General features: G+C 68.5%; 17 protein-coding genes, 1 other RNA gene and 1 pseudogene. 6 read left to right on the top strand and 13 right to left on the bottom strand.

The window, feature by feature from the left end; genetic code table 11:
- Nucleotides 1-57: 57 nt before the first annotated feature.
- Both frr and pyrH read right to left on the bottom strand, forming a co-directional pair.
- Nucleotides 58-615, bottom strand: coding sequence for a ribosome recycling factor (frr, locus tag GCU42_RS02705; protein ID WP_114227958.1), 558 nt, complete (start codon nucleotides 613-615; stop codon nucleotides 58-60).
- Nucleotides 616-619: 4 nt separating this feature from the next.
- Nucleotides 620-1,345, bottom strand: coding sequence for a UMP kinase (pyrH, locus tag GCU42_RS02700; RefSeq protein WP_114227959.1), 726 nt, complete (start codon nucleotides 1,343-1,345; stop codon nucleotides 620-622).
- Nucleotides 1,346-1,469: 124 nt separating this feature from the next.
- On the opposite strand from pyrH, the gene GCU42_RS02695 reads away from it, so the two are divergent.
- Entirely contained in the window at nucleotides 1,470-3,377 is a 1,908-nt protein-coding gene (locus GCU42_RS02695; RefSeq protein WP_162789236.1) for a TIR domain-containing protein, read from the top strand.
- 57 nt (nucleotides 3,378-3,434) lie between these two features.
- Here GCU42_RS02695 and tsf read toward each other — a convergent pair whose 3' ends face one another.
- Together tsf and rpsB are read right to left on the bottom strand one after the other, a co-directional pair.
- Nucleotides 3,435-4,373, bottom strand: a complete 939-nt coding sequence (gene tsf, locus GCU42_RS02690) for a translation elongation factor Ts (RefSeq protein ID WP_114227961.1) — start codon at nucleotides 4,371-4,373, stop codon at nucleotides 3,435-3,437.
- A 123-nt stretch (nucleotides 4,374-4,496) separates the two neighbouring features.
- On the bottom strand, nucleotides 4,497-5,249 hold the full coding sequence (gene rpsB / locus GCU42_RS02685) for a 30S ribosomal protein S2 (protein ID WP_114227962.1): 753 nt from the start codon (nucleotides 5,247-5,249) through the stop codon (nucleotides 4,497-4,499).
- Nucleotides 5,250-5,518: 269 nt separating this feature from the next.
- Here rpsB and GCU42_RS02680 point away from each other — a divergent pair, with 269 nt between their 5' ends.
- Nucleotides 5,519-5,743: a hypothetical protein gene (locus GCU42_RS02680; RefSeq protein ID WP_114227963.1), complete on the top strand. Its 225-nt coding sequence runs from the start codon at nucleotides 5,519-5,521 to the stop codon at nucleotides 5,741-5,743.
- Here the strand turns inward: GCU42_RS02680 and GCU42_RS02675 are convergent.
- Complete coding sequence (locus GCU42_RS02675; protein WP_114228368.1) at nucleotides 5,679-6,443, bottom strand: CDP-alcohol phosphatidyltransferase family protein; 765 nt, start codon at nucleotides 6,441-6,443, stop codon at nucleotides 5,679-5,681. The two genes, GCU42_RS02680 and GCU42_RS02675, sit on opposite strands and share 65 nt — an antisense overlap.
- A 55-nt stretch (nucleotides 6,444-6,498) precedes the next feature.
- Nucleotides 6,499-7,224, bottom strand: a complete 726-nt coding sequence (locus tag GCU42_RS02670; RefSeq protein ID WP_114227964.1) for a phosphatidylserine decarboxylase — start codon at nucleotides 7,222-7,224, stop codon at nucleotides 6,499-6,501.
- A 113-nt stretch (nucleotides 7,225-7,337) separates the two neighbouring features.
- On the opposite strand from GCU42_RS02670, the gene GCU42_RS02665 reads away from it, so the two are divergent.
- Nucleotides 7,338-8,573 carry an NADP-dependent isocitrate dehydrogenase gene (locus GCU42_RS02665; RefSeq protein ID WP_114227965.1) on the top strand — a complete coding sequence of 412 codons (1,236 nt, stop codon included), beginning with the start codon at nucleotides 7,338-7,340 and terminating at the stop codon, nucleotides 8,571-8,573.
- Here GCU42_RS02665 and GCU42_RS02660 read toward each other — a convergent pair.
- Nucleotides 8,561-9,763, bottom strand: coding sequence for an FAD-dependent oxidoreductase (locus tag GCU42_RS02660; protein WP_114227966.1), 1,203 nt, complete (start codon nucleotides 9,761-9,763; stop codon nucleotides 8,561-8,563). The genes GCU42_RS02665 and GCU42_RS02660 overlap by 13 nt on opposite strands.
- 72 nt (nucleotides 9,764-9,835) lie before the next feature.
- On the bottom strand, nucleotides 9,836-10,048 hold the full coding sequence (locus GCU42_RS02655) for a hypervirulence associated TUDOR domain-containing protein (RefSeq protein ID WP_240309482.1): 213 nt from the start codon (nucleotides 10,046-10,048) through the stop codon (nucleotides 9,836-9,838).
- A 13-nt stretch (nucleotides 10,049-10,061) separates the two neighbouring features.
- Here GCU42_RS02655 and GCU42_RS02650 point away from each other — a divergent pair.
- Nucleotides 10,062-11,633, top strand: a pseudogene (locus GCU42_RS02650) (cation:proton antiporter domain-containing protein); the annotation flags it as partial.
- Nucleotides 11,634-11,983: 350 nt separating this feature from the next.
- On the opposite strand, the gene alaS reads toward GCU42_RS02650, so the two are convergent.
- Entirely contained in the window at nucleotides 11,984-14,638 is a 2,655-nt protein-coding gene (gene alaS / locus GCU42_RS02645) for an alanine--tRNA ligase (RefSeq protein WP_114227968.1), read from the bottom strand.
- 117 nt (nucleotides 14,639-14,755) lie between these two features.
- Between alaS and GCU42_RS02640 the strand changes: the two genes are divergently transcribed.
- Entirely contained in the window at nucleotides 14,756-15,097 is a 342-nt protein-coding gene (locus GCU42_RS02640; RefSeq protein ID WP_114227969.1) for a GIY-YIG nuclease family protein, read from the top strand.
- Nucleotides 15,098-15,191: 94 nt separating this feature from the next.
- Here the strand turns inward: GCU42_RS02640 and ettA are convergent, their stop codons facing one another.
- From ettA to GCU42_RS02620, 4 genes are all read right to left on the bottom strand, one after another.
- The gene (gene ettA, locus GCU42_RS02635) at nucleotides 15,192-16,871 is read right to left on the bottom strand and encodes an energy-dependent translational throttle protein EttA (RefSeq protein ID WP_114227970.1); all 1,680 of its coding nucleotides are present in this window, start codon (nucleotides 16,869-16,871) and stop codon (nucleotides 15,192-15,194) included.
- Between the two features lie 81 nt (nucleotides 16,872-16,952).
- Nucleotides 16,953-18,560, bottom strand: a complete 1,608-nt coding sequence (locus GCU42_RS02630; RefSeq protein WP_114227971.1) for a long-chain fatty acid--CoA ligase — start codon at nucleotides 18,558-18,560, stop codon at nucleotides 16,953-16,955.
- 63 nt (nucleotides 18,561-18,623) lie between these two features.
- Nucleotides 18,624-18,950 carry a YbaB/EbfC family nucleoid-associated protein gene (locus GCU42_RS02625; RefSeq protein WP_114228369.1) on the bottom strand — a complete coding sequence of 109 codons (327 nt, stop codon included), beginning with the start codon at nucleotides 18,948-18,950 and terminating at the stop codon, nucleotides 18,624-18,626.
- 12 nt (nucleotides 18,951-18,962) lie between these two features.
- Nucleotides 18,963-20,627: a DNA polymerase III subunit gamma/tau gene (locus tag GCU42_RS02620; RefSeq protein WP_114227972.1), complete on the bottom strand. Its 1,665-nt coding sequence runs from the start codon at nucleotides 20,625-20,627 to the stop codon at nucleotides 18,963-18,965.
- An 85-nt stretch (nucleotides 20,628-20,712) separates the two neighbouring features.
- Here GCU42_RS02620 and ffs point away from each other — a divergent pair.
- An RNA gene (ffs, locus tag GCU42_RS02615) (signal recognition particle sRNA small type) lies at nucleotides 20,713-20,810 on the top strand.
- The last annotated feature ends 63 nt before the right edge of the window (nucleotides 20,811-20,873 follow it).

The following is a 20,873-nucleotide window of genomic DNA, read 5'->3' as shown; positions in this document are numbered from 1 at the left end:
CCGCCGGGTCGCTCCGCCCCGCGGCGGCGTCGGGCGCACGCGGGGTGAGCGAGCGGGTCACTTGCCGAGGATTTCCTTTTCCTTGGCCCCCGCCGTCGCGTCGATCTCCTTGATCGTGTCGTCGGTCATCTTCTGGACCTCGGTGTCGAGCCTCTTGTGCTCGTCCTCGCTGATTTCCTTCTTCTTCTCGTCGGTCTTGAGGCCGTCCATCGCGTCGCGGCGGACGTTGCGCACCGCGATCCGCGCCTTTTCGGCATATTGGCTGGCGAGCTTGGCGAGCTCCTTGCGGCGCTCCTCGGTCAGATCGGGAATCGGCAGGCGGATCATCTGGCCGTCGGTGATCGGGTTGATGCCGAGCCCGGCGTTGCGGATCGCCTTTTCCACTGCGTTCAAATTCGAGCGATCCCAGACCTGCACCGAAATCAGCCGAGGCTCGGGCACCGATACCGTGGCCACTTGGTTCAGCGGCATGTTGGCGCCGTAGACCTCGACTTGCACCGGATCAAGCAAAGCGGTCGAGGCGCGGCCGGTGCGCAGGCCGCCCAGGTCGTGCTTCAGCGCTTCAAGCGCGCCGTGCATGCGGCGCTGGACGTCGGCCTTGTCATAGGCGGGCATATTCTCAAGCTCCTTCGGTCTGAACGGTCGTCGCGGTGCCTTCCCCGGCCAGCACGCGGGCGAGGTTGCCCGGCTGGCGGATGTTGAAGACGACGATCGGGATGTCATTGTCGCGGCACAGTGCCACCGCGGCGGCGTCCATCACCTTCAGATTGTCGGCGAGGACCCGGCGATAGCTCAATGTCTCGTAGCGCTTGGCGTCGGCGACCTTTTTCGGGTCGGCGTCGTAGACGCCGTCGACGCTGGTGCCCTTGAACAGCGCGTCGCAGCCCATCTCGGCGGCGCGCAGCGCGGCGGCGGTGTCGGTGGTGAAGTAAGGATTGCCGGTGCCGGCCGCGAAGATGACGATCCGCCCCTTCTCGATGTGGCGGAGCGCGCGGCGGCGGATATAGGGCTCGCTGACCGACGACATCGGGATCGCCGACTGGACGCGGGTGTCGACCCCCGCCTTCTCGAGCGCATTCTGGACCGCCAGCGCGTTCATCACCGTCGCCAGCATCCCCATGTAGTCGCCGGTCGCCCGGTCGAACCCGCGCGCGGCGGCGGCCATGCCGCGGAAGATATTGCCCCCGCCGATCACCAGGCACAGCTCGTGCCCCTGTGCCTTGGCGGCGGCGATCTCGGCGGCGAGCCCGGCGACCGTCTCGGGATCGATCCCGAACTGCCCCGGCCCCATCAACGCCTCGCCCGACAGCTTCAGCAGGATCCGGTTGAAGCGCGGGCGGGTCATGAGGCGAGGTCGGTCCTTGGCAAGGCGAAGAGCGAGGCGCTTCTATGACCGACCCGCGCCCTTGCCAACCGTCTTGACGGGACCCGGCACCCGGCGCACCCTCCGCGGCACGAGGGGGAGAGCCGTGGCGCATGTCTTCCTGAGCTACGCCCACGACGATCTGGCGCTCGCCCGCCCGCTCGTCGCCGCGCTCGAAAAGGCCGGCCACCAAGTCTGGTACGACCGCCACATCGAGGGTGGCGCGCAATATTCCCACCGCATCGAACAGGCGCTCGACGCCGCCGCCGCCGTGGTCGTCCTGTGGACCGAGCACAGCGTCGCCAGCGCCTGGGTCCGCGATGAGGCCGCCGACGGGCGCGACCGCGGCAAGCTGGTCCCGGTCAGCGCCGGCGGGGTGCAGCCGCCGATCGGCTTCCGCCAATATCAGACGATCGAGCTCGGCAAGTGGAGCGGGCGGGGCAAGGTGCCGCGGCTCGCCGACTTGCTGCAGGCCGTGGCCGACCGCACCGAGGCGTCCGCATCGTCGCCCTCGGCAAGCATCGCCGATTCCGCACCGGTCGCGCGCCCGCGCCCCTCACCAAGCCGGCGCAGCTGGCTGATCGCCGCCGCCGCAGCCGTCCTCATGCTGGCCGGCGGCGTCGCGCTGTGGCGCTGGCCTGGCCGGGATTCGCTGCCCGTCGTCACCGTCGCGCCAAGTGACGGTTCGCCCCGCGCGCGGGCGATCGCCAACGACCTATTCGTCAGCTTGGGCTCGCTGGCGCAAATCGGCGAGGGCCGCTGGAAGTTGGTCGACCCCGGGACAGGCACGCGTGCCGACCTCACCTTCCGACCGACTGACAGCGGTTCGGCGACCGCGCCGCAGGCCGGGCTGGTGCTGACCGGGCGGGACAACGGCCTCCTCTGGTCGGGCGAGTTCGAGTCCGACGGCGGCAGTGCGGCGGACGTTCGCCAGCGCCGCGCCCTCGCCGCCGGGCGCGTGCTCGACTGCAACCTCGAGGCGCGGGCGGCGGGCGGCCTGCCGGGCGACCTCCTTAAGATGTTCCTCAACGCCTGCGCCGCGAGCGTCGGCAACGGCGCAGATTCGCCAGACGCCCAGCTCCGCCCGATCGTCGCGCGCCTGCCGCGCTTCGAGCCTGCGTGGCGGCGACTAATCCTCGCCGACGCCGATGCGGTGACCGAGGCGCGTTTCACCCCCGACCTGCTCCAGGCGCAGGCCCAGCTCCGCACCGACGTCGCGCAGGTGAAGCCGCGCTTCCCCGACCTCCCCGAGCTCGCGATCGCCGAGAATGAGCTGGCGCCCCGGCTCGATTACGGCGGACAGATCGCGCGGCTCAGCGCGGCGGTCGAACGCGCGCCCACCAGCGCGCGCCTGTGGTCCGAGCTCAGCAACGCGCTCGCCCAAGTCGGCCTGATGAATGATGCGGTCGCCAAGGCGCGTAAGGCGGCCGAGCTCGACCCCCTCTCGCCCGACGGGACGACGAATATCGTGATGACCCTCGCCAACAGCGGTGAGCTCGACGCGGCGCGACAGGAACTGGCCAGTGCGGAGAAGCTGTGGGCAGGGACCGCGGCGCTGCGCAATGCCCAGCTCGCCTTCGCGATGCGCTATGGCGATGTCCGGCTGGCGCAGCGCCTCGATCCCAGTGGTTACAACACTGCCGCATTCTATCAGGCGCGGCTCGACCCTTCCCCGGCCAACATTGCCCGCCTCAAGGCCGGCATCGACGAATTCCGCTCCAAGGCGGTCACCGCCAGCCAGGTCGGCTGGGCGACCCAGGCGCTCGGCCAGTTCGGGCTGGTCGACGACGTCTTCTACTGGTTCGGGCGGCTCTCGACCGACGATGCGGCGCGGATCGCCTATGTGCTGTTCCGGCCGACCATGGCGTCGGTCCGCCAGAATCCTCGCTTCCTTCCCCTGGCCAAGCGGCTCGGGCTGCTCGCTTACTGGCGCGCGAGCAGGCGCTGGCCCGACTTCTGCGACCGCCCCGGGATCAGCTACAATTGCCAGGCCGAGGCGGCCAAGCTTGGCTGATACGAAAAGGGCGGCGCCTCGCGGCACCGCCCTTTCCTTTTCCGTCGACGTTGAAATTTAAGCGACCGGCTGCGGCACGCCCGAGGCGGCGGCGACTTCGGCGGCGAAGTCGCTCTGCGCCTTTTCGATGCCTTCGCCGAGCTGGAAGCGGACGAACGCCTTCAGGTGCACCGGCGCGCCGCTGTCCTTGCCCGCCTGCGCGACGACGTCGCTGACCGGGGTCTTGTTGTCCATGACAAAGAGCTGGCTCAGCAGCGCGCTCTCCTTCTTGAACTTGGCGATCGCGCCGTCGACCATCTTCTCGACGATGTTGGCGGGCTTGCCGCTTTCCTTCGCCTTTTCGGCGGCGATCGCGCGCTCACGCTCGAGCAGCTCGGCGTCGAGCTCGTCGGCGTGGAGCGCCAGCGGGTTGGCCGCGGCGATGTGCATCGCCAGCTGCTTGCCGAGCGCGTTCAGCGTCTCGGCCGGCGCCGAACCCTCGAGCGCGACCAGCACGCCGATCTTGCCCATGTTCGGGGCGACCGCATTGTGGACGTAGCTGACCACCGCGCCCTCGGCGACCTCGAGCACCGCCGAGCGGCGGAGCGACTGGTTCTCGCCGATGGTGGCGATGTTGTTGGTCAGCTTCTCCTCGACGGTCCCGCCGCCCGGATAGCTGGCCGCCTTGAGCGCCTCGACGTCGCCGTTGGCCTGCAGCGCGAGCTGCGAGACTTCGCGGACGAACTCCTGGAACTGCTCGTTCTTGGCGACGAAGTCGGTCTCCGAATTGACCTCGACGACCGCGCCGCGGGTGCCCGCGACGGCGACGCCGACGAGGCCCTCGGCCGCGGTGCGGCCCGACTTCTTGGCGGCGGCGGCGAGGCCCTTGGCGCGCAGCCAGTCGACCGAGGCTTCCATCTCGCCATTGTTCTCGGCGAGCGCCTTCTTGCAATCCATCATGCCCGCGCCGGTGCGCTCACGCAGCTCCTTGACGCTGGCGGCCGTGATCTCAGCCATGTCGTATTTCCTCTGAAGAAGTGGTTCGCTCGTCCCGAGCGGAAGCCGAAGGCTGAAGTCGAGGGGCGTTTCGCGGTGAAGCGCCCCTCGACTGCGCTCGGGACGAGCGGAATTTGCGTGACCTTAAGCGACCGCGGCTTCCATCGGCGGTTCGGCCATCGACCCGATGTCCTCGCCGCGCGACGTCGCGCCGCCGGCCTTGCCGTTGTTGGCGGCCGAGGCGACCGCCTCGCAGTAGAGGCGGATGGCGCGGCTGGCGTCGTCGTTGCCCGGGACCGGGAAGGCGATGCCCTGCGGGTTCGAGTTCGAATCGAGGATCGCGACGACGGGGATGCCAAGGACGTTGGCTTCCTTGATCGCCAGCTCTTCCTTGTTGGTGTCGACCACGAACATGACGTCGGGCAGGCCGCCCAGGTCACGGATACCGCCGAGGCTCTTCTCGAGCTTGTCGCGCTCGCGGGTGAGCTGGAGCACTTCCTTCTTGGTCAGGCCGGCGGTTTCGCCGCTGAGCTGCTCCTCGAGGCTCTTCAGCCGCTTGATCGAGTTGGAGATCGTCTTCCAGTTGGTGAGCATGCCGCCCAGCCAACGGTGGTTGACGAAATGCTGGCCCGACGCGCGCGCCGCCTCGGCGATCGCGTCCTGCGCCTGGCGCTTGGTGCCGACGAACAGCACCTTGCCGCCGCGGGCGACGGTCTGCTGCACGAAGTCGAGCGCGCGCGAGAACAGCGGCACCGACTGCGACAGGTCGATGATGTGGACACCGTTGCGGTCGCCGAAGATGTACGGCTTCATCCGCGGGTTCCAGCGGTGGGTCTGGTGGCCGAAGTGCGCTCCGGCTTCGAGCAATTGCTGCAAGGTGACGAGCGTGCTCGCCATAGGGATAATTCCTTCCGGTTAAGCCTCTGGGCGGCGGGAACGAGGTGGCCGAAACCACCGTCGCACCGGGCTATGTTGCCACCCATGCGGGGTTGAGGAGCGCGCCGTTAGGGCAGTTGCGCGGCGTTGGCAAGCGCCGGCGCCACCCGGCGGGGGCTTGACACGACGAGAACAAAGAGAGAACGTTGGCGCGGAACAGGGGTTTTCTGGTCGGATTTGGAACGAACCGAATCAAGAACAGTTAACCCGCAAAGCGAAGGAAACCGCCAATGTTGCTGACCGTGCTTGCGACCCTCCCCTTTCTCGCCGCGCTGGGTGTCGCCATTCTGGCGCTGACCGCCACCATCGGCGGCAGCGGGGATCGCATCCTCGCTGCCCTCCGCGGTGAGATGCCGTCGACCGTCGTGTCCCGCCCGGTGAGCGTCCGCTTCAACCCGCGTCCGGTGCGGGTGCAGCCGGTCCGCGCCGAACCTCGCTGGCGCGCCGCCGCCTGACCTTGGCGTAGGAGTTGAGGCTGAACGGGATCAGCACGAGGTAGATCGCGCACACCACCAGCAGGGTCCACCACGGTTCGGTGAGCAGCGCCGCCACCAGCAGTGCGGTCGCCGCCAGCGCGAACAACCGGATCGAGCGGCGGATCCGGATCGACGACCAGCTGTAGGTCGGCAGGTTCGAGATCATCAGCAGCGCGATGAACAGGATCCACGCCATCACCACTGGCCAGCTGCGGAACCACTGCTCGTAGCCGCTGCCCTGGCTGACCAGCCACAGATAGATGGGCACGAAGGCAAGCCCCGCCCCCGCCGGCGCCGGGACCCCGGTGTTGAACCCCGCCGACTTGTGCGGCTGCTCGAGCGTGTCGATCCGGCTATTGAACCGCGCCAGCCGCAGCGCGCAGCAGACCGCCAGCGCGAGCGCCGCCGTCCACCCGAACCGCGGCGCGTCTTTCAACGACCACAGGAAGAGGATCAGCGCCGGGGCCGTCCCGAAGGCGATATTGTCCGACAGCGAATCGAGCTCGGCGCCGAACTTGCTGTTGGCCTTGAGCAGCCGGGCGATCCGCCCGTCGAGCCCGTCGAGCACCCCAGCGAAGATGATGCTGGCGAGCGCCTTCTCCCACTCTCCGCCGATCGCGAAGCGGACCCCGGTCAGCCCGAGGCACAGCGCCGCCGCGGTGATCGCGTTGGGCGCCATCGCCCGCAGCGTCAGCCCGCCGGGCGCGCGCGGCGCCTGGCTCACAGCGACGACCTCACTGCGCCGAACCCTTCAGTCCCGGATCGACCCCCAGCTCGGCGACGATCGTCTCGCCCGCGATCGAGCGCTGGCCGAGCAGCAGGCGCGAGCCGGTGCCGGCCGGCAGGAACACGTCGACCCGGCTGCCGAAGCGGATCAGCCCGATCCGCTCGCCCGCGGTTACCGCATCGCCTTCCTTGACGAAGGCGAGGATCCGCCGTGCGACCAGCCCGGCGATCTGGGTGAAGCCGATCTTCACGCCGTCAGCGCCCTCGACCACGAAATGCTGCCGCTCATTATCCTCGCTCGCCTTGTCGAGGTCGGCGTTCAAAAACTTGCCCGGAATGTAGGCGACCTTGCTGATCCGCCCGGCGATCGGCGCGCGATTGATGTGGACGTCGAACACACTCATGAAGATCGACACGCGGGTGAACTCGCCCTCGCCAAGTAGCGCGCGCAGCTCGGGCGGCGCGGGCACGCGCTGGATCTGCGTCACCAGCCCGTCGGCGGGCGCGACGATCAGCTTGGGATCGAGCGGCGTCGTCCGCACCGGATCGCGGAAGAAGGCGGCGACCCACACCGTCACCGCCGCCATCAGCCAGCCCAGCGGCGCCCAGAAGAAGTAGAGCACCAGCGTGATGAAGGCGGCGATCACCACATATTTGCGCCCCTCCGGATGCACCGCGGGAAAGCGCCACTTGATGTTGGCGAGATTGCTGTCGGGATTGGGAAGTTCAGCCATAAGGACCGCCCCTACCCCATGTTCCGCCCAAGTTGCCAGAGCGCTCCGCCGACGCTAGGGCGCGGCCATCTTCCGACACCGTCGAAACACATGAAAAGCAGGACGCAAGCCCTATGGCCAAGATCAAGGTGAAGAACCCCGTCGTCGAGCTCGACGGCGACGAAATGACGCGGATCATCTGGCAGTGGATCCGCGAGCGGCTGGTTCTCCCTTATCTCGACATCGACCTCAAATATTACGACCTCGGCATCGAGCATCGCGACGAGACCGAGGACAAGGTAACCGTCGAGGCGGCCAATGCGATCAAGCAATATGGCGTCGGCGTGAAGTGCGCGACCATCACCCCCGACGAGCAGCGCGTCGAGGAGTTCGGCCTCAAGAAGATGTGGAAGTCGCCCAACGGCACCATCCGCAACATCTTGGGCGGCGTCGTCTTCCGCGAGCCGATCGTGATCGCCAACGTCCCCCGCCTCATCCCCGGCTGGACCGACCCGATCGTCATCGGCCGCCACGCCTTCGGCGACCAGTATAAGGCCACCGATTTCCGCGTCCCCGGCCCCGGCAAGCTCAAGATGACCTTCACCGGCGCCGACGGCCAGGTCATCGAGCACGAAGTGTTCGAGTTCGACAGCTCGGGCGTCGCGATGGGCATGTACAATGTCGACGAGAGCATCCGCGACTTCGCGCGGGCCAGCCTCAACTACGGCCTCAACCGTGGCTGGCCGGTCTACCTCAGCACCAAGAACACCATCCTCAAGGCCTATGACGGCCGCTTCAAGGACATCTTCCAGGAAGTCTACGAAGCCGATTTCAAGGCGGCGTTCGAAGCCAAGGGCATCGAATATCAGCACCGCCTGATTGACGACATGGTCGCCTCGGCGCTCAAGTGGAGCGGCAAGTTCGTCTGGGCCTGCAAGAATTACGACGGCGACGTCCAGTCGGACCAGGTCGCGCAGGGCTTCGGCTCCTTGGGCCTGATGACCAGCGTCCTGATGACCCCCGACGGCAAGACCGTCGAGGCCGAAGCGGCGCACGGCACCGTCACCCGCCACTATCGCATGCACCAGCAGGGCAAGGCGACTTCGACCAACCCGATCGCCTCGATCTTCGCCTGGACCGGCGGCCTCAAGTTCCGCGGCCAGATCGACGAGACTCCGGAAGTGGTGAAGTTCGCCGAGACGCTCGAGCGCGTCTGCGTCGAGACGGTCGAGAACGGCCAGATGACCAAGGACCTCGCGATCCTGGTCGGCCCCGATCAGCCGTGGATGACCACCGAGCAGTTCTTCGAGGCGATCCGCGCCAACCTTGAAAAGGCGATGCAGGCCGAGGGCATCGCTCAGCCCGCGTAAGCGTCGGGCGATTCGACCCGCTCGCGGCGGATCCCGAGGCCGATCAGCCGGCCCGGGATCCGCCGCAGCAGCGGGGCCTTATTTAACAGTTTGACCAGCCATGGCGCGTCGCTCAGCGGCGGCCCCGGCTGGAGCAGGCGACCAATGATCCGGTCCTGCGCGGCCTTCTGCGCCGACTGCACCAGCCGCGTCGGCAGCAGACGCCGCTCCTCCACCGCATGGAGCAACTGATCGGGATCGCTACCCGCCGCCAGCGGTCCGGCCAACACGTTCGCCGCCGCCACCGCATCCTGCACCGCCAGATTGATCCCCACCCCGCCGATCGGGCTCATCGCATGCGCCGCATCGCCGATCGCGAGCAGCCCCGGCCGGTGCCAACAGGTCAACCGGTCGAGCGCGACGCTCAGCAGCTTCAGATCCTCGACCTTGGTCAGCCCCGACAAGTCGAGTTCGGGCGCCGCGGCGGCGACTTCAGCCTTGATCGGGTCGACACCGCCGGCGAGCAGCTCGGCCGCCTTGCCCTTGGGAATGAGGAAGGCGCACTGCCAGTAATCGCCGCGGTCGATCATCACCAGCAGCCGTCCGCGCTCGACCGACCCCCGCAGCGCGGTTCCCGGCTGCTGCTTGGGCACCCGGAACCACAGCACGTCCATCGGCGCGCCGAGCACTTCGACCGGTAGCAACTGGCGGCTGCGGACCAGCGACGAGCGCCCGTCGGCGGCGATCACCAGCCGCGCGCGCCGCTCCTGCCCGTCGGCGAGCCGCACCCCGACGATCCGCCCAGCTTCCTCGATGAAATCGGCGACCGGCTCGCATAGCTCGAGATCGAACCCCGGGTAACGCGCCGCCTTGCCGCGCAGGAAATCGAGGAAGTCCCATTGCGGCATCATCGCGATGAACGGCGCGGGCGTGTCGAGGTGCGACAGATCGCCGATCAGCCAGTCCTTGCCGGCGATCCTGAGCTCGGCGCGGTCGAGCCGGTTGTGCGCACGGCTCAGGAAATCGTCCAACCAGCCGAGCTGGTCGAGGATCTCCGTCGTCGAGGGATGGACCGTGTCGCCGCGGAAATCGCGGAAGAAATCGGCATGCTTCTCGAGCACCGTCACCCGGCACCCTGCCCGCGCGAACAGCAGCCCCGTCATCACCCCCGCCGGCCCGCCCCCGACGACGATCAGGTCACGGTCGGACATAGATGATCTCCCTCGGCTCAGGCGGCGGGGCACATCATCGGCCCGCTCGCTCCGAAAGCAAGGCGCCCCCGCTCAGGCCTTCTTGAGCCCGCCCGGCTTGTGCGCGGCTTCCTTGCCGCTCTTGTCGCTCTTCACCAGATATTCCGGATTGACCTTGGACGCCGCGACCTTGTGGCCCTTGATCATCATTGGGCTGGTCAGCTTCTTCTCGACCTTGCCGACCGAGTGGCCGCCGCTCGAATCCCACGCCACCTTGTCGCCCTGCTTGAACGTCTTCTCGGCCACTGCAGCCTCCTTAATGTCGCTTACCCCGGAAACGAAACAGCGACACCTTGGCTCCGGCCCCGGCTTACGGCTTAAAGGCGGCATGGCGAACGCGCTCCACTTCAGTCCGGCGCTGTCGGACGCGCTGACCGTGCTCGGCGCGGCGGGGATCGTCATCCCGGCCTTCTCGCGGCTCAGGATCTCGCCGGTGCTCGGCTTCATCCTCGTCGGCGTGCTCGGCGGCCCGCACCTGCTCGGCGGCTGGGCGGAGCGCTGGCCGTGGCTGCGCGCGGTCAGCATCACCGATCCCGACGCCATCCAGCCCTTCGCCGAGTTCGGCATCCTCCTCCTCCTCTTCGCCATCGGGCTTGAGATGAGCCTCAAGCGCCTCGGCGCGATGCGCCAGGCGGTGTTCGGGCTGGGCGGCGCGCAGATGCTGCTGACCGCGTTGCTGCTCGGCGGGCTCGGCGGGGCTCTCGGCGCGCGCGGCGGCAGCGGGGTCGTGCTCGGGCTCGCGCTGGCGATGAGCTCGACCGCCCTGGTCCTCCCCATCGCCGGGACCACCAGCGGCGTCGGCCGGGTCGCGCTCGCCATCCTGCTGTTCCAGGATTTGAGCCTTGTCCCCATCCTGTTCGTGCTCGACGGAGGGGCGGGCGGGGCCTCCCTGCTCGGGACGCTGACCCTCGACCTCGCGGTGATCGCCGGCCTGCTGCTCGCCGGCCGCTTCCTCCTGCCGATGCTGTTCGCCCAGGCCGCGCGGACCAAGAGCCCCGAGCTGTTCTTCTCGATCAGCCTGCTCGTCCTGATGCTCTGCAGCCTCGCCACCGGCCGTGTCGGCCTCGGCGCCAGCCTCGGCGCACTGCTCGCCGGGGTACTGATCGCCGAGACCGACTATCATGCCGAGGTCGAGGTCATCACCGCGCCCCTCCGCGGCCTCGCGCTCGGCGTCTTCCTGATCACCGTCGGGCTGCGGCTCGACCTCCCCGCCATCGTCGCGCAGTGGCCCGCGCTGCTCGGCGCGCTGGCGGCGGTGCTGCTCGCCAAGGCGGCGGTGATCATGGGGCTGCTGCGCTGGCGCGGACGCCGCCGCGGGGTGGCGATCGAGGCCGCGCTGCTCCTCTCGAGCCCGTCCGAGCTGACCCTGATCGTCCTCGGCGCCGCCGCCGCCGCCGGCGTCCTCAGCGCCAACCAGGCGGGCTTCTGGACCATCGTCACGGCGCTCGGCCTCACCGTCACCCCGTTGCTCGCCGCGCTCGGCCGGCGGCTGTCGCGGCGGATCGACCCCGACGCGCTCGGCAGCCGCGCCGAGGACACGGCGGGCGTGACCATGATCTTCGGCTTCGGGCGGGTCGGCCGGCTGGTCGCCGACATGCTCAGCGCCCACGGCCGCCGCTACCTCGCGATCGAGGGCGATATCGACGCGGTCGCCGCCGCGCGCGAGAGCGGCCACCGCGTCATCTTCGGCGACGTCGCCAAGGGCGATGCGGTCGAGCGCTTTGGCCTGCGCGACGCGGCCGCCGTAGTGCTGACGATGGACGACCCCGTCCTCGCCAACCGCCTCACCCGCACCATCCGGGACGACTGCCCCCGCCTCACCATCGTCAGCCGAGCCCGCGACGGCGCCCACGCCGCACAGCTCTACAAGGCCGGCGCGACCGACGCGGTGCCCGAGACGATGGAGGGCAGCCTGCAGATGAGCGAGGCGGTGCTGGTCGACATCGGTGTCGCGACGGGCCCGGTGATCGCCTCGATCCACGAAAACGCGCCGAGCTACGCGCCCTCATCCGCGAGCAGGGCGAGCTCAGCGAGGAGCCGGCGCTCGGACGGCGGCGCTGAACACCAAACGTTCGTCCTGAGCGCAGGCCGCAGGCCGAAGTCGAAGGGCGCCTTGCCACGCGAGCGCCCTTCGACTTCCCCCGGAACAAGTCCGGGGTCCGCTCAGGACGAGCGGGCTCGTCAGGCGCTGACCTTTGCCAGCCCGTCCTTGATCGCCGCCAGCGCCTCGTCGGCCTTGGCGCCATCGGGCCCGCCGCCCTGCGCCATGTCGGGGCGACCGCCCCCGCCCTGCCCGCCGAGCGCGGCGACCGCCGCCTTGACGAGGTCGACCGCGGAGACCTGGCCGGTGAGGTCGTCGGTGACCCCGGCGGCGACGCTGGCGCGGCCGTCGTTGACCGCGATCAGCGCGGCGACGCCCGAGCCCAATTGCTTCTTGAGCTTGTCGATCTCGGGCCGCAGCGCCTTGGGGTCGAGCCCGTCGACCACGCGGCCGATGAACGGCACGCCAGCGATCTCCTCGGGCCCGGCCGCGGGCGCCCCGCCGCCGCCGCCCATCGCGAGCTGCTTCTTCGCCTCGGCCAGCTCGCGCTCGAGCTTGCGCGTCTGCTCGACCAGCGCGGCGACCCGCGCCGGGGCCTCGTCGGGCGCGGCCTTGAGGCTGGCGGCGATGTCGCGCAGCCGCGCGTCACGGGCGATCAGCCAGTGGCGCGCCGCCTCGCCGGTCAGCGCCTCGATCCGCCGCACTCCCGAGCTCACCGCGCTCTCGGAGATGATCTTGAATAGCGCGATGTCGCCCAGCGCATTGACGTGGGTGCCGCCGCACAGCTCGACCGAATAGGTCTTGTCGCTGTCGAGCCCCATCGAGAGCACGCGCACCTCGTCGCCATATTTCTCGCCGAACAGCGCCATCGCGCCTTCGGCGATCGCCTCGTCGGGGGTCATCAGCCGGGTCGTCACCGGCTGGTTGTGGCGGATGTGGGCGTTCACCTCGGCCTCGATCGCCGTGATATCGTCGGCGGTGAGCGCGGTCGGCTGCGAGAAATCGAAGCGCAGCCGGTCGGGAGCGACCAGGCTGCCCTTCTGGGTGACGTGGGTGCCGAGCCGATGGCGCAGCGCGGCGTGGAGCAGGTGCGTCGCGCTGTGGTTGGCGCGGACCATCCGGCGGCGCTCCTCGTCGACGCTCTGCTGGACCGTGTCGCCGACCTTGAGCGAGCCGCTCCGCGCCGTCACGGCGAGCGCGTGGAGCTTGCCGAGCTGCTTTGACGTGTCGGTAACGTCGCCCTCGAAGCCGTTCAGAGTCTTGAGGTTTCCGCTGTCGCCGACCTGCCCGCCGCTTTCCGCGTAGAAGGGCGTCTGGTTGAGCAGCACCTGCCCCGTCTGCCCCGCCTCGAGCATCTCGACCCGCTGGCCGTCACGGACGATCGCCAGCACCGCCCCTTCGCCCCGGTGGCCCGCGTAACCGGTGAACTCGGTCGCGCCATATTCCTCGACCAGGTCGAACCACAATTCATCCAACGCCTTCTCGCCCGAGCCCTTCCACGCCGCCCGGGCGCGCGCCTTCTGCTCGGCCATCGCCGCGTCGAAGCCGGCGCGGTCGACCTGCAGCCCCTGCGCCCGCAGCGCGTCTTCGGTGAGGTCGTAGGGGAAGCCGTAGGTGTCGTAGAGCTTGAACGCGGTCTCGCCCGGCAGCGTCCCGCCCGCGCCTAGCGAGCCGGTCGCCTCGTCGAGCAACCGCAGGCCATTGGTCAGCGTCTGGCGGAAGCGGGTCTCCTCCTGGCGCAGCGTCGCCTCGATCAGCGGCTGCGCGCGGACCAGCTCGGGGTAAGCCGCGCCCATCTCGGCGACCAGCGCGGGCACCAGCCGGTACATCAGCGGCTCCGCGGCGCCGAGCAGGTGCGCGTGGCGCATCGCCCGGCGCATGATCCGCCGCAACACATAGCCGCGCCCCTCATTGGCCGGGAGCACGCCATCGGCGACGAGGAAGCCCGACGAGCGCAAATGATCGGCGATCACCCGGTGCGAGGCTTGGCTCGCGCCCTCGGCCCGCGTCCGGGTCAGCTCCTCGGACGCCGCGATCAGCGCCTTGAAGGTGTCGGTGTCGTAATTGTCGTGGACCCCCTGCAGCACCGCGGCGACCCGCTCCAATCCCATGCCGGTGTCGATCGACGGCCGCGGCAGGTCGGAGACGATGACGTCGTTCTCCTGCAGGTGCTGCATGAAGACGAGGTTCCAGATCTCGACGAAGCGGTCGCCATCCTCGTCCGGGCTGCCCGGAGGACCGCCGGGGATGTGGTCGCCGTGATCGTAGAAAATTTCCGAGCAGGGGCCGCTCGGCCCGTCCGGCCCCATCGCCCAGAAATTGTCCTTGGTGGCGATGCGGATGATGCGGTGGTCGGGTAGTCCGGCGATCTTCTGCCACAGGGAGAACGCCTCGTCGTCGCTGTGGTAGACGGTGACCGTCAAACGGTCGGGGTCGAGCCCCCACTCCTTGGTCAGCAGTCCCCAAGCGAGCGCGATCGCGCGTTCCTTGAAATAATCGCCGAACGAGAAATTGCCGAGCATCTCGAAGAAGGTGTGGTGGCGCGCGGTGTAGCCGACATTGTCGAGGTCGTTGTGCTTGCCGCCCGCGCGGACGCACTTCTGGCTGCTCGTCGCGGTCGAATAGGGCCGGCTCTCGAGCCCGGTGAAGACGTTCTTGAACGGCACCATCCCGGCGTTGACGAACATCAGCGTCGGGTCGTTGTGCGGCACCAGCGGCGCCGATGCCACGCGGGCGTGCCCTTGCCCTTCGAAGTAATCGAGGAAGCTGCGGCGAATGTCGTTGGTCGAAGTCATGGGCGGCCGCTTACCACGCCCATGCTGCGGCGCAAAAGGGGCTGGCGGGAGCCGGCAGTCACCCTTACTCGTCATGCCGGGCTTGACCCGGCATCCACCTTCTTTTGGAATGCGACAATGCAGCGCGAACCCTGCGTCAACATTCTGGCAAGCGGGTTCAAAGGTACCCTCTACACTGGCGTAACCTCGGACCTCGTCGCACGCATGTTCAAGCATCGCGAGGGTACGACCCGCGGCTTTACGACCCGCTACGGCGTGACGCGCCTTGTCTGGTTCGAACGGCACGAGGAGATGCTGACCGCCATCGCCCGTGAGAAGACGATCAAGCGCTGGCGGCGCGAGTGGAAGATCGAGCTGATCGTAGAGGCCAATCCGAGCTGGCGGGACCTTGCCGAAGACTTCGGCTTCGAGCCGCTGATCGGCAAAAGGCAGGTGGACCCCGGGTCAAGCCCGGGGTGACGCTCTCCGAAAACCCGTCATGCCGGACTTGATCCGGCATCCACCTTCTTGAATCGAAGCAAGTGCCCCCTGTTTACGCCGGAGGAGCGCCCCCTTACCGCGCCAGCTTCTTGTAGCTGGTCCGCGTCGGCCGGTCGGCCTCCGGCCCGAGGCGCCGCTTCTTGTCCTCTTCATAGGCTTCGAAGTTACCCTCGAACCACTCGACGTGGCTGTCGCCCTCGAAGGCGAGGATGTGGGTCGCCAGCCGATCCAGGAAGAAGCGGTCGTGGCTGATGACCACCGCGCAGCCGGCGAAATTCTCGATCGCGTCCTCGAGCGCGCCCAGCGTCTCGACGTCGAGATCGTTGGTCGGCTCGTCGAGCAGCAGCACGTTGCCGCCCTGTTTCAGCATCTTCGCCATGTGGACGCGGTTGCGCTCACCGCCCGACAACTTGCCGACGTTCTTCTGCTGGTCGGGACCCTTGAAGTTGAACGCGCCGACATAAGCCCGGGTCGAGGCGTCCTGGCCGTTGACCTTCATATAATCGAGCCCGTCGCTGATCTCTTCCCACACGTTCTTCTTGGGATCGAGGTGGTCGCGGCTCTGGTCGACAAAGCCCAGTCGCACGGTCTCGCCGACCGCGACGCTGCCGCTGTCGGGGGCTTCCTTGCCGGTGAGGATCTTGAACAGCGTCGACTTGCCCGCGCCGTTGGGGCCGATCACCCCGACGATTCCGCCCGGGGGCAAGGTGAAGCTCAGATCCTCGAACAGCAATTTGTCGCCATAGGCCTTGGAGATGTTCTCGACCTCGATGACCTTGCCGCCGAGGCGCTCGGGCACCTGGATGACGATCTGCGCCTTGCCGATGCGGCGGTCGTCCTGGGCGTCCTGCAATTGCTCGAACTTGCGGATGCGAGCCTTGCTCTTGCTCTGCCGCGCCGCCGGGGTCTGCCGGATCCATTCGAGCTCGCGGGTCAGCGCCTTCTGCTTGCCGCTCTCCTCCCGGCTCTCCTGCTCGAGGCGTTTCGCCTTCTTTTCCAGATAGGTGGAGTAGTTTCCTTCGTAGGGATAATAAGACCCGCGATCGAGTTCGAGGATCCATTCCACCACATTGTCGAGGAAGTAGCGGTCGTGGGTGATCATTAGCACCGCGCCGGCATATTCCTTGAGATGCTGCTCGAGCCACTGGACGCTTTCGGCATCGAGGTGGTTGGTCGGCTCGTCGAGCAGCAGGATCGATGGCTTCTGGATCAGCAGCCGGGTCAGCGCGACGCGGCGCTTCTCACCGCCCGACAATGACGTCACCGGTGAATCCGACGGCGGGCAGCGCAGCGCCTCCATCGCGATCTCGAGCTGGTTGTCGAGCGTCCACCCGTCGACCGCGTCGATCTTCTCCTGCAGCTCGCCCATTTCGGCCATCAGCGCGTCGAAGTCGGTGTCGTCCTTGGGATCGCCCATCTCGGCCGAGATCGCGTTAAAGCGATCGACCATGTCGGCGGTCCCGCGCGCGCCATCCTTGACGTTCTCGAGCACGGTCTTGGTCGGGTCGAGCTCGGGCTCCTGCGCGAGATAGCCGACGGTGATGTTCTCGCCGGGCCAGGCCTCGCCGGTATATTCGGTGTCGATCCCGGCCATGATCTTCATCAGGGTCGACTTGCCGGCGCCGTTGGGGCCGACGATGCCGATCTTGGCGCCCTGATAGAATTGCAGGTTGATGTTGCTCAGCGTCGGCTTGGGAGCGCCGGTAAAGGTCTTGGTCAGACCCTTCATCACGTAGGCGTACTGGGCGGCCATGGGGTCGCTTGATCCTTATTAAGCGGTGGTGAGATTTGCCGCGCAGATAAGCGTTTGGAAGCCGGTTGGCTAGGTGTGGACCTACCGCCCGACCATCGCCACCGCGTCGGGGAAGCGATAGTCGCGCCACTGCTCGCGCAGGGTCTTCTTGCTCAGCTTGCCGGTGGCGGTGTGGGCGAGCTCGTCGACGAACTCGATCGCGTCGGGCAGCCACCATTTGGCGACCTGGGTCGCGAGGTGGGCGCGCACCTGCGCCGCGGTGACGTCACTCCCCGGCGCGCGGACCACCAGCAGCAGCGGTCGCTCGTCCCACTTGGGATGGACGATCCCGATCGCCGCCGCCTCGGCCACGCCGGCGCAGCCGACCGCGGCATTCTCGAGCTCGATCGAGCTGATCCACTCGCCGCCCGACTTGATCACGTCCTTCGAGCGGTCGGTGATCTGCATCGTCCCGTCGGGGTGGAGCGCGGCGACGTCGCCGGTGTCGAACCACCCCTCGGCGTCGACCGCGTCATGGTCCGCCTTGAAGTAGCGCTGCACCACCCACGGCCCGCGCACCTGCAGCCGGCCCGACGACACCCCGTCGCGCGGCAGCACGTGGCCGTCGTCGTCCACTGTCCGCAGCTCGACTCCGAACGGGATGCGGCCCTGGCGGGTGATGTAGTCGAGCTGCTCGCTATCGCCGTAATCGTCCCAGCCCGCCGGCGGTGCGCCGCAGGTGCCGATCGGCGAGGTCTCGGTCATTCCCCAAGCGTGGCCGACGTCGATCCCGCGCTCGCGGAACCAGGCGACCATCGCCCGCGGCGCTGCCGACCCGCCGATGGTGACGTTCTTCAGTGCCGACAGCGGGGTGCCGGTGCGCTCGATATATTCGATCATCCCCATCCAGATGGTCGGCACCCCCGCCGAGTGAGTCACGCCCTCGTCGCGGAACAGCTCGCACATCTGCTGCGGGCGATAGTCGGCGGAGAGGACCAGCTTGCACCCAGTCATCGGCGCCGCCCACGGCACCCCCCAGGCGTTGGCGTGGAACATCGGCACGATCGGCAGCACCACTGAGCTCGCGCCGAGGTTGAAGACGTCGGGGCTCACCTCCATCAGCGTGTGGAGCATGGTCGAGCGATGCTCGTAGAGCACGCCCTTGGGATTGCCAGTGGTCCCGCTGGTGTAGCACAGCCCGCACGGCTCGCGCTCGTCGCCCTCGGCCCAGCGGTAATCGTCGTCCTCGCGGGCCAGCCAATCGGCGAACTCGCCGTCGTCCATGCAGACGTAATGGCCAATCGTCGGCCACTGCGGCTTCATGCTCTCGACAAGGTCGGCGAACGCCCGGTCGTAGAGGAGTACCCGGTCCTCGGCATGGTTGGCGATGAAGGCGAGCTGGTCGGCGAACAGCCGCGGGTTGATGGTGTGGAGAATACCGCCCATCCCGATCGCGCCATACCATGACGTCAGATGGTGGGCGTGGTTCATCGCCAGCGTGGCGACCCGGTCGCCCTTGCGGATGCCCATCCGCTCGAGCGCCCTGGCCATCCGCCGCGCCTGCGCGGCAACCTCGGCCCAGTTGGTGCGGGTGATGCTGCCATCGGCCCAGGCGGAGACGACCTCGCGCTGCGCATGCTCGCGCTCGGCATGGTCGACCAGCCGCATGACCCTGAGCGGCCAGTTCTGCATTGCACCCAGCGCCGACATCTTTCCCCTCCTGTCCGAGCCGGACGAGAGTGGCAGCCCGTCAGGCCAAGTCAACCGCGTCCGTCACATCCCCGGCATCTGGAAGCCCGGCGGCAGCGGCAGGCTCGACTGCATCCGCTGCATCTCGGTAGCGGCGACCTGGTCGGCCTTCAGGCGCGCGTCGTTGAGCGCGGCGGTGACGAGGTCTTCGAGCATCGTCTTCTCCGAGGGCTGCAGCAGGCTGTCGTCGATGCTGATGCCGATGATCCGCCCCTTGGCGCTCGAGCGGATCTTGACCAGCCCGCCGCCGGCCTGGCCCTCGACCTCGACCTTGTCGAGATTGTCCTGCGCGCGCTGGAGCTCGGCCTGGGCGTTCTGCGCCATCTCGAGGATGGCATTGAGGTCGGGCATTTCGGGCATGGATCAGGCTCCTGGTCGAGCAACGCTTTCGAGCGTCGCGGTGGGAAAGGCGGCAAGCGCGGCGGCGACGGCGGGGTCGGCGAGGACGGCGGCGCGGGCACGTTCCTCGGCCATGTCGTCCTGCTGCTTCAACGACGGCTCAGCCTCACCCTCGGCAAGGGTCACCGACCAGGTCGCGCCGGTCAGCGTCTTCAACTGGCCGGCCAGCTCGCGCGAGAAATCGGGGCCAAGCGGCTTCAGCGGCTTCAACGCCAGCTCGGGCGGGGCATAGCGGACCACCCCGACCTGGTCGCGCAGCTTGAGGCCGAGCAAAGCCTGCCCCTCGCCCTCGAGCCGCTTCACCAGTTCGAGGAAGGTAGCCGGCAGGCTGGTCGCAGCCGACGCCGCCGGTGCAATGGCGGCCGGCGCGCGGGCGGCGGGCGCCGGACTGCCCAGCGCCACCGCCCCGCCCGACTGCAATTGCGCGAGGATCGTCGCCGGGTCGGGCAGCTCGGCGGCGTGGATGACGCGCAGCAGCACCATCGCCGCGGCTTCCTGCGGGTCGGGCGCCTGGCCGACGTCCGCCAGTCCCTTGAGAAGCAATTGCCACAGCCGGTGCAGGTTGGCCCAGCCGAGCCGCGACGCCAGCGCCTCGGCAGCCTCGCGCTCCTCGGCCGAGGAGAGGACATCCGCCTGCGCCCCGGCCTTGACCCGGGTCACTGCATGGACCGACTCCATCAGCCCGCGGATGAGCGCGGCGGGGTCGAGCCCGAGGCTGTGCGCCTCGTCGAGCTGCGCCAGCGCGGCCGTGGCATCCCCATCGAGCACGGTCGCCAGCAATTGCCGCACCCGCCCGCGGTCGGCGAGGCCGAGCATCGCGCGCACTTCGGCGGCGGTCACCCGCCCCTCGCCGTGCGCGATCGCCTGGTCGAGGATCGACAGCCCGTCGCGCGCCGACCCTTCGGCGGCGCGGGCGACCACGCTCAGCGCCTCGGGCTCGACCGCGACCTGCTCCAGCTCGGCGACACGGCCGAAATGCTCGGCGAGCTTCTCGGCCGGGATGCGCTTCAGGTCGAACCGCTGGCAGCGTGACAGCACGGTCACCGGGACCTTGTTGACCTCGGTCGTCGCGAACAGGAATTTGACGTGCGCCGGCGGCTCCTCGAGCGTCTTCAACAGTGCGTTGAAGGCATTCTTCGAGAGCATGTGGACTTCGTCGATGATGTAGATCTTGAAGCGCGCGCTGACCGCGGCGTAGCGGACCGCCTCGATGATCTCGCGGACGTCGTCGACGCCGGTGTGGCTCGCCGCGTCCATTTCGGTCACGTCGATGTGCCGCCCCTCGGCGATCGCCCGGCACGGCTCGCACACCCCGCACGGATCGATGGTTGGGCCGCCCTGCCCGTCGGGTCCGATGCAGTTGAGCGCCTTGGCGACCAGCCGCGCGGTCGAGGTCTTGCCGACCCCGCGCACCCCGGTCAGCAGGAAGGCGTGCGCGATCCGCCCCGAGGCGATCGCATTGGCCAAGGTGGTTACCATCGCCTCCTGCCCGATCAGCTCGGCGAAGCTCTGCGGGCGGTATTTGCGGGCGAGCACCCGATAGGGCGAGGCCGCCGCACTTTTCTCGAGCGGCTGCGCGGGCAGGTCGAGGCCGAGGCCGGGTTCGTCAGCGGGCGATTCGTCGGTCATTGGGTCAAGATGTAGGGGGCGCGGGGGCGGCTGTCATGCGTTCGCCCACTCCTTGTCAGACCGCGATGCTTCGACCATATGGCCGCCCGGGAGTCGGGCGGACGGGATTGTCGCCAACCTGGTCAGGTCCGGAAGGAAGCAGCCACAACGATTTCGTCCCGGGTCGTTCCGGCTCCCACCTGCGCCGCATGCACAGCGGCAGCGCGAGCTGGCGCTGAGACATGCCAGCACAGCCGGCGTGCCGCG

The sequence above is a fragment of the Sphingomonas ginsengisoli An et al. 2013 genome (assembly GCF_009363895.1).
Lineage (GTDB): Bacteria > Pseudomonadota > Alphaproteobacteria > Sphingomonadales > Sphingomonadaceae > Sphingomicrobium > Sphingomicrobium ginsengisoli.
This window is presented reverse-complemented; position numbering and strand designations above follow the sequence as displayed.